The sequence below is a fragment of the Streptomyces sp. NPDC094147 genome (assembly GCF_044764265.1).
GTDB lineage: Bacteria > Actinomycetota > Actinomycetes > Streptomycetales > Streptomycetaceae > Streptomyces.
The window spans coordinates 1-7,413 of record NZ_JBIWHT010000067.1; the positions used below are offsets into that span (position 1 = coordinate 1).

General features: G+C 71.1%; 7 protein-coding genes and 1 pseudogene. 4 read left to right on the forward strand and 4 right to left on the reverse strand.

Annotated features, from left to right (window positions below):
• Positions 1–271 precede the first annotated feature (271 nt).
• Positions 272–2,242 (forward strand): HelD family protein, encoded by a 1,971-nt coding sequence (locus ACIQ8J_RS35480; RefSeq protein WP_403274243.1) that lies wholly within the window; start codon positions 272–274, stop codon positions 2,240–2,242.
• An 88-nt stretch (positions 2,243–2,330) separates the two neighbouring features.
• On the opposite strand, the pseudogene ACIQ8J_RS35485 reads toward ACIQ8J_RS35480, so the two are convergent.
• Positions 2,331–2,399 (reverse strand): annotated as a pseudogene (locus tag ACIQ8J_RS35485) (GNAT family N-acetyltransferase); the annotation flags it as partial.
• A gap of 294 nt (positions 2,400–2,693) precedes the next feature.
• Between ACIQ8J_RS35485 and ACIQ8J_RS35490 the strand changes: the two are divergent.
• Positions 2,694–3,461 carry an alpha/beta hydrolase gene (locus tag ACIQ8J_RS35490; protein ID WP_403274076.1) on the forward strand — a complete coding sequence of 256 codons (768 nt, stop codon included), beginning with the start codon at positions 2,694–2,696 and terminating at the stop codon, positions 3,459–3,461.
• A 171-nt stretch (positions 3,462–3,632) separates the two neighbouring features.
• On the opposite strand, the gene ACIQ8J_RS35495 is transcribed toward ACIQ8J_RS35490, so the two are convergent.
• Positions 3,633–3,995, reverse strand: coding sequence for an ArsR/SmtB family transcription factor (locus tag ACIQ8J_RS35495; protein ID WP_403274075.1), 363 nt, complete (start codon positions 3,993–3,995; stop codon positions 3,633–3,635).
• A gap of 135 nt (positions 3,996–4,130) precedes the next feature.
• Here ACIQ8J_RS35495 and ACIQ8J_RS35500 point away from each other — a divergent pair, with 135 nt between their 5' ends.
• The gene (locus ACIQ8J_RS35500; RefSeq protein ID WP_403274074.1) at positions 4,131–5,336 is read left to right on the forward strand and encodes an MFS transporter; all 1,206 of its coding nucleotides are present in this window, start codon (positions 4,131–4,133) and stop codon (positions 5,334–5,336) included.
• Here the strand turns inward: ACIQ8J_RS35500 and ACIQ8J_RS35505 are convergent.
• Positions 5,264–5,599, reverse strand: coding sequence for a DUF397 domain-containing protein (locus ACIQ8J_RS35505; protein ID WP_403274072.1), 336 nt, complete (start codon positions 5,597–5,599; stop codon positions 5,264–5,266). The genes ACIQ8J_RS35500 and ACIQ8J_RS35505 overlap by 73 nt on opposite strands.
• Positions 5,596–6,432 (reverse strand): Scr1 family TA system antitoxin-like transcriptional regulator, encoded by an 837-nt coding sequence (locus ACIQ8J_RS35510; RefSeq protein WP_403274070.1) that lies wholly within the window; start codon positions 6,430–6,432, stop codon positions 5,596–5,598. Before ACIQ8J_RS35510 ends, ACIQ8J_RS35505 begins: the two co-directional genes overlap by 4 nt.
• Positions 6,433–6,590: 158 nt before the next feature.
• Here ACIQ8J_RS35510 and ACIQ8J_RS35515 point away from each other — a divergent pair, with 158 nt between their 5' ends.
• Entirely contained in the window at positions 6,591–7,037 is a 447-nt protein-coding gene (locus ACIQ8J_RS35515) for an ATP-binding protein (RefSeq protein WP_403274068.1), read from the forward strand.
• Positions 7,038–7,413: the final 376 nt, after the last annotated feature.

Consider the following 7,413-nt stretch of genomic DNA (forward strand, 5'->3'; position numbering starts at 1 on the left):
CCCCCCCCCCCCCCCCCCCCCCCCCCCCCCCCCCCCCCCCCCCCCCCCCCCCCCCCCCCCCCCCCCCCCCCCCCCCCCCCCCCCCCCCCCCCCCCGGGTTCGGGAAGGGGCGGGGCGGGGAAGAAAAATCATTCGCCCCACCCCCACCCCCCGGCTAAAATCTCCCCTCCGCCAAAACCGCCGGAGGCACCCCGTGCAGACGCACGACCCCGAAGACCCCCTGCACCGCGAACGCACCCACCTCACCGACTCCCGCGCAGCTCTGCGCACGATGCGCGAAGACGTCCAGGCCCTGGACATCAAGGACGTCACCGCGAACTGGGTCAACGCCGCCGTCCTCCAGCGCCAGATCGACGACCGCATCAAGGCCCTCGCCGACCTCTCCCACACCCCCCTCTTCTTCGGACGCCTCGACTACCTCCACGCCCCGGGCGCCGACCTCGCCGAGGGGGCGGAGGGCGAGCGGTTCTACATCGGCCGGCGGCACGTCCACGACGCCGACGGCGACCCGATGGTCATCGACTGGCGCGCCCCCGTCTCGCAGCCCTTCTACCGCGCCTCCAAGAAGGACCCGATGGACATCGGGCTGCGCCGCCGCTTCGGGTACACCGGCGGCGAGTTGACGGCGTACGAGGACGAGCACCTCACGGACCCCGCCGAGGCCGCCACCACCAGCAAGCTCCTCCAGGCCGAGATCGAGCGGCCCCGCGTGGGCCCGATGCGCGACATCGTGGCGACGATCCAGCCGGAGCAGGACGAGATCGTCCGCTCCGGCCTCTCCGGCAGCGTCTGCGTGCAGGGCGGCCCCGGAACCGGAAAGACCGCCGTCGGCCTGCACCGCGTCGCGTACCTCCTGTACGCCCACCGCGACCGCCTCGCCCGCACCGGCACCCTCGTCATCGGCCCGAACAAGTCCTTCCTGCACTACATCGAGCAAGTGCTTCCGGCGCTGGGCGAGTTGGAGGTGAAGCAGGCGACGGTCGACGATCTCGTGGCGAAGGACATCGACGTACGCGGCACCGACCCCGCCGAGTCCGCCGTCGTCAAGGGCGACGCCCGGATGGCCGAGGTGCTCCGCCGGGCGGTCTGGTCGCACGTCACCACCCCCACCGAGCCCCTGGTCGTGGTGCGCGGTTCGCGCCGCTGGCGTGTCCCGGCGTACGAACTCGCCGAGATCGTCGAGCAGTTGAGGGACCGCGACATCCGTTACGGTGCCGCCCGCGAGGCCCTGCCGCAGCGGATCGCGCACACCGTTCTCGTACGGATGGAACAGGCCGGGGAGGCCCCCGACGACCGCGTGCAGGACGCGGTGGCGCGCAATACGGCGGTCAAGGCCGCCGTGAAGGAGACCTGGCCGCCGGTGGACCCGGCGAAACTGGTGCTGCGGCTGCTCAACGAGCCGGAGTTCCTGGCCGAGCACGCCGAGGGGATCCTCACCGCCGACGAGCAGAAGGCGATCCTGGCGCCCAGGCCCGCCCGCAGCGTGAAGTCGGCGAAGTGGTCGGCGGCCGACGCCGTCCTGATCGACGAGGCGAACGACCTGGTGGCCCGCACCCACTCGCTGGGCCATGTCGTCCTCGACGAGGCGCAGGACCTCTCCCCCATGCAGTACCGCGCGGTCGGCCGCCGCTGCACGACCGGTTCGGCGACGGTGCTCGGCGACCTGGCGCAGGGCACCACGCCCTGGGCGACGGCGAGTTGGGCCGAGGCGCTGCGTCACCTCGGCAAGCAGGAGGCGGTGGTCGAGGAGCTGACGGCCGGTTTCCGCGTGCCGCGCGAGGTGATCGCGTACGCCTCGAAGCTGCTGCCGTCGATCTCGCCGGGACTGACGGCGGTGGAGTCGGTGCGTGAGACGCCGGGCTCGCTCGATGTGCGCGAGTCGGCGGACCTGGACGCGGATGTGGTGGCGGCGTGCGTGGCGTCCCTGGCCCACGAGGGCTCGATCGGCCTGATCGCCGCCGATGCCCGAATCCCCGTACTGGCCAAGGCACTTGAGGCCGCGAGCCTGGCCTACCTCGCTCCCGGCGAGGAGACGACGGCCGAGTCCCGCCTGACCCTGGTCCCGGCCTCGCTGGCCAAGGGCCTGGAGTACGACTACGTGGTCCTGGACGAGCCCGCCGCCGTGGTGGACGGCGAGCCCGACGAACGCACCGGCCTGCGCCGCCTGTACGTCGCCCTGACCCGAGCAGTCTCAGGCCTGACAGTCCTGCACGCGGCACCGCTTCCGGCGCAACTGGGCTAGAGCTGTCCGCCATGGACTCCGCAACACGGGGCGCCGAGCCCACTGGGGGTTAGCCCGACCCGGAGCTGGGCGGGTAGCACGATCGTCCCCGGTTCTCCCGCTCGAAGGCGAGCAGCGCGGGGGCGTGGCCTGGGCGGAGCAGTTGCAACTCGGGCATGCGCAGGAATATAGGCAGCCCAACTGCTGCCAGGTACCTGTCTGTTGACCGCCCCGCTCCGCACTTTGCGGCCGACCCCACTCCGCCGTTCCCCGGTGTGATCGCGGCGGCGAAATGGGTTGAGGGGGTGATCATCGGGCTGGTAGCTTTCAGCCGACCGCGACACGCCCGAGGAGGTGAGACCCATGAACGCTGTATCCACGTGGGTGCTCCCCCTCTCGTCACGGTCGGGCGATTGACGTAGCTGTCGCCGGGAGCGCCTCGACAACACGGCACTCCCGAAAGGCAACACCTATGTACTCTCTGCACTTCACCGCCGAGTCGGCGTCAAACGGCATGATCGAACGCGACTTCACCGTGGGCGAGGTCCCCGGCGTCCTCTGGTCGCCCGCCTCCGACGCAGCCGATCGCGCACCCCTGATCCTGATGGGCCACGGCGGCGGCAACCACAAGAAGCACCCGGCGATGGCCGGCCGGGCACAGCGCCTGGTGACCGGCTGCGGCTTCCACGTCGCCGTCATCGACGCGCCCGGTCACGGCGACCGGCCGCGCACCGCGCACGACGAGGAAGAGATCGCCGACCTGTTCCGGGCGCGGGCGGCGGGCGAGCCGGAAGGCCCGATCGTCGTCCGCTACAACGACCACCTCGCGGAACTCGCCGTGCCCGAGTGGCAGGCGACCCTGGACGCCCTCCAGGAGCTTCCGGAGATCGGCACCGACGGGCCGGTCGGCTACTACGGCATCAACATGGGCACCGCGATCGGCCTGCCGCTGGTGGCCATCGAACCCAGGATCACCGCCGCCGTCCTCGGTCAGCACTGGCCCGACACCCTGGCCGAGAAGGCGAAGCAGATCACCATCCCGATCGAGTTCGACATGCAGTGGGACGACGAGCACATCCCGCGCGAGGCCGGTCTCGCCCTGTTCGACGCCTTCGCCTCGACGGAGAAGACGCTGCACGCCAACGCGGGCAAGCACAAGGAGCTTCCCCGGTTCGAGGCCGACAGCGCGGTCCGGTTCTTCGCCCGCCACTTCGGCCGGACGGGCACCTGGCCGGCCTGACGCGCGCGGTCGCGGCGTCCGGCTCCCCAGCCGGGCGCCGCGACCACGGCCCGGGGTCCTCGGCGTGGCCCTCGGGCCCCGACCCTGGGTTCTCGGCATGGCCCCCGGGTCCGGAACAGAGCTCATTGATCACGCCCCGACCCCGGCCGTGATCCACCGGACACCCACCAGCTAGTACGGAAGCGACGCGATCAGCGCGGCGAGGAGGCCCGGGAAGCGGGTGTCCAGGTCTTCGCGGCGCAGACTCACATAGCGGTTGCGGCCGACGACGCGGGTCGAGGTGACCCCGGATTCGCGCATGATCCGCATGTGGTGCGAGACGGTCGACTTGTGCAGGTGGCCGAGGCCGAGCGCGTCCGGGGCGCAGCTGTACCGCTCGCCGTCCGAGTACACCTTGAGCAGCCACAGCCGTACGGGGTCGCCCAGCGCGTGCAGCACCTTCACCAGCTCGATGTCGGCCACGTCGGGCTGCGGAAGCTGCTCGCCGTCCTCCGGCTCCAGGCCCTCCCGCTCATGCCCCTTCTCCTCCACCATGCGCGCACTCTCCCTTCCGCCTCCCCCGAATTTGTTTGACAACCATCAAACTACCTCTATTGTTCGAGGTGTTCGTTTCGTTTGACGTGCGTCAAACCATTCTCTCATCGCGCTGCCCGTGGAAGGGGACCACCCATGCGCCTACGCCTCGTCCTGCTCGCCCTCGGCACCTTCGCCGTCGGCACCGACGGGATGGTGATCGCCGGAATCCTCGGACTCGTCGGCCACGACCTGGGCGTATCCGTCTCGGCCGCCGGCCAGATGATCACCGTCTTCGCGCTCTCGTACGCCGTGCTGGCCCCGGTCCTCGCCACGGTCACGGCGAAGTGGCCCAGGCGCCGGACGCTGCTCATCGCGCTCACCGTCTTCACCCTGGCCAACGCCCTGTCCGCGCTCGCCCCGACCTTCGGGACGCTCCTCGTGACCCGCGTCCTGGCCGCCGTCGGCGCCGCGCTCTACACCCCGACCGCCAGCGCGGCGGCGACCTCGCTCGTACCGCCGGAGCGACGCGGCCGGGCGATCGCCACCGTGATGGGCGGCATGACCGTGGCCACCGCGCTCGGCGTACCGCTCGGCACCTGGATCGGCCGCAGCGACTGGCGGCTCACCATGTGGCTGGTCACGGTGCTCGGCGCGGCGGCGTTCGCCGGCCTCGCCGTCATGCTGCGCGGCCTCCCGGCCCCCGCCCCCGCCGTCTCCCTGCGCACCCGGCTCGCCCCGCTCACCGACCGCCGCGTCCTGGGCGCAGCGACCACGACCTTCCTGGTCTTCCTCGCCTACCAGACCGTGTTCATCTACTACACCGTCGCCTCGGCCCCCGCGACCGGCGGCGACCAGTCCCGGCTGACCCTGCTCCTGCTCGTCTCGGGACTCTTCTCCGTGGTAGGCAGCAACGTCGGCGGCCGGGTCGTGGACAGGTGGGGCCCGCGCGTCGTGATGCTCACGGCGGGTACGCTCTCGGCCGCCGTCTCCCTCGCCCTGCCCTGGCTCATGCAGTCCATGACGACAGCCGTGATCGCCTCCGCGCTCAACCCGCTCGCGGGCTGGTCGGTCGCCGTCGCCCTGCCCGCCCGCCTGGTCTCCCTCGACCCGCCGAGCGCCCCGCTCCTGCTGTCCCTCAACTCCACCGCGCTGTACCTGGGCATCGCGGCAGCGGGCGGCACGGGCAGCGCCGCCATCGCCATCCTGGGCGACCGCTGGTTCCCCTTGGTCTCAACTGCCTTGATGCTGACGGCCGTTGGGATGGCCCACGCGACGACGCGCCAACGTCAGTCCCGCACGGTGTCGGCTCCCGCGTACGCCACGAACTCGCCCCAGGCAGTGGGAGAGAGAGCGAGCTGAGGCCCACCGCCGGTGCTGTTGTTGTGCTTGGAGTCGCGGATGTGGATGGTGGTGGGGCAGGCGGCGACTTCGACGCAGGAGTCGCCGGACCCGCTGCTGTACGTGGACTTGCGCCAGTCGGGACAGGCGGCGACCTCGACGCAGGAGTCGCCGGAGCTGCCGCTGTACGTGGACTTCCGCCAGGTGAGGGCGACTTCGACACAGTCGTCGCCTTGGGCGCTGCTGAAACTGCTCTTGAACCAGGTGAGTTCGGGTGTACTCATAGGGCTCCTCGCATTCGCTCCAACAGGCCCCGGGATTCCTCCGGGTTGAGTGCCTGCGAGCGCAGTGTCGCATACCGCTGAGCGAGGAGGGCGACCTCTTTCTGGCCGGTGATCAAGCGCCCGTTCTGCTGGCCTTCGGAGTAGGCGAATCGCCGCCCGTCCGGAGTCACCAGGAGACGGACCGCCCCGGCGAGGCAGGCATGGCTCTCGCAGTGCAGCGGCATGATCTGGAGATCCACGTTGCGAGGAGCTGTAGCCGCGAGGATGTGATCCAGCAGCCCCCGCGTGACCTCAACTCCACCGATGCGGCGCTGAAGGACAGCCTCGTCGAGGATGAAGCTGAACGACGTGTTGGGGCGCTCGCTCAACAGGCGCTGGCGCTCCATGCGGGCAACGAGGCTCGCCTCCATCTGCTCGTCCGACAGGGGCGGGATGTCGTTTTCGAACAGCACCCGCGCGTACCCCTCCGACTGCAACAGCCCCGGGACCAGCCTGCACTCGTAGGTATCGAGACCGATTGCCGACCGCTCCAACCGGGCCCATTTGCGGAACCAGGATGCAATGCCGGACTGACGGTTCAGATACGGGGCTGACCTTCGCAGCGCTCCTGTGTTACCCAGCGCCGCCTCGGCCCGCTCGACGAACTCGGGGTCGGGCATGCGGCGCCCCAACTCCACTGATGCGACGGTGTGTTTGGAGTAGCCGACCAGCGAGGCGAAGTCCTCGCGGCCGAGGCCGGCGTGTTCGCGCAGGGCCTGGACGACCGCGCCGAACGTCCGCAGGCTGTCGGAGGGGTCGGGCTCTCCGTCGTGTCCCTCGTGGTCCCATGCCATCGGCGGCCGCCTCCCGGTGAACAGATCGCCCCGCGTACGCAACTCACCCAGAGTTACGGGAGATTGAGCGTACTGTCTACAGTCTGTGCGCGTACGCTCGCGCAGCGTACGCGCCGCATGCCTGGTCGAGGGCGTGCCGGCCGGGCCAGGGTGGCCTCATGCACCTGGAAGCTGAAGTGATGGCCGGTCAACTTCCGGCTACCGTACGTGTATTCAGAAAGCGGTTCGCCTCGACCCGGCGTGCGGCGGGGCTCGCGCGGAGGCTGGCGCAGGGGCAGTTGGAGGCGTGGGGCATCGCGCACGACAGCGAGCCGTCGGACACGGTGGCGCTGCTCGTGGCGGAGCTGGCGGCGAACGCGGTGCTGCACGCGTATGTGTCCGGGCGGGGCTTCGAGTTGGGGCTGCTGCTGCGCGAGGACGGCGTACTGCGGATCGAGGTGACGGATACGCGGGCCGACAAGGCGCTGCCGGTGGTGGCGTCGGCGGTGCCGGACGACTGCGAGTCGGGGCGCGGCCTGCTGCTGGTCCAGGCGCTGGCCGACCGCTGGGGCACGGTGGCGGGGCTGGCCCCGCAGAAGACGGTGTGGGTGGAACTGGTGCTGTGACGGCGGGAATTCCCCACCCCGCCCCTTCCCGAAACCCTCCGGGGGTTGGACAGCCCTGGGGCTCCGCCCCAGACCCCGCTCCTCAAACGCCGGAGGGGCTGCATTTGGGCTGAGCGGCACATCCCAGCCGTCCGGCGTTTGAGGACTGGGGGCGCAGGGGGGCGAAGCCCCCGAAGGGGGTGCAGGGGCGCAGCCCCGCCAGGGTTCGAGGGGCAGAGCCCCTCTTGGGGGTCTAGGGGGCGAAGCCCCCGGGGGGTCTGGGGCGCAGCCCCAGGGGTCAGCCTTCCCAACCCCCGTCACGGGCGGGCGGGTGGGCAAACCCCCGGGGGTGCAGGGGGCAGAGCCCCCGCAGGGTCTGGGGCGCAGCCCCAGGGCC

What these genes read in the sequence shown, in the direction of transcription:
- ACIQ8J_RS35480 (WP_403274243.1), top strand. Translation starts at nt 272, where the DNA reads ATGCGCGAAGACGTCCAGGCCCTGGACATCAAGGACGTCACCGCGAAC.
- ACIQ8J_RS35495 (WP_403274075.1), bottom strand. Translation starts at nt 3,995, where the DNA reads ATGGTGGAGGAGAAGGGGCATGAGCGGGAGGGCCTGGAGCCGGAGGAC.
- ACIQ8J_RS35505 (WP_403274072.1), bottom strand. Translation starts at nt 5,599, where the DNA reads ATGAGTACACCCGAACTCACCTGGTTCAAGAGCAGTTTCAGCAGCGCC.
- ACIQ8J_RS35510 (WP_403274070.1), bottom strand. Translation starts at nt 6,432, where the DNA reads ATGGCATGGGACCACGAGGGACACGACGGAGAGCCCGACCCCTCCGAC.
- ACIQ8J_RS35490 (WP_403274076.1), top strand. Translation starts at nt 2,694, where the DNA reads ATGTACTCTCTGCACTTCACCGCCGAGTCGGCGTCAAACGGCATGATC.
- ACIQ8J_RS35500 (WP_403274074.1), top strand. Translation starts at nt 4,131, where the DNA reads ATGCGCCTACGCCTCGTCCTGCTCGCCCTCGGCACCTTCGCCGTCGGC.
- ACIQ8J_RS35515 (WP_403274068.1), top strand. Translation starts at nt 6,591, where the DNA reads ATGCACCTGGAAGCTGAAGTGATGGCCGGTCAACTTCCGGCTACCGTA.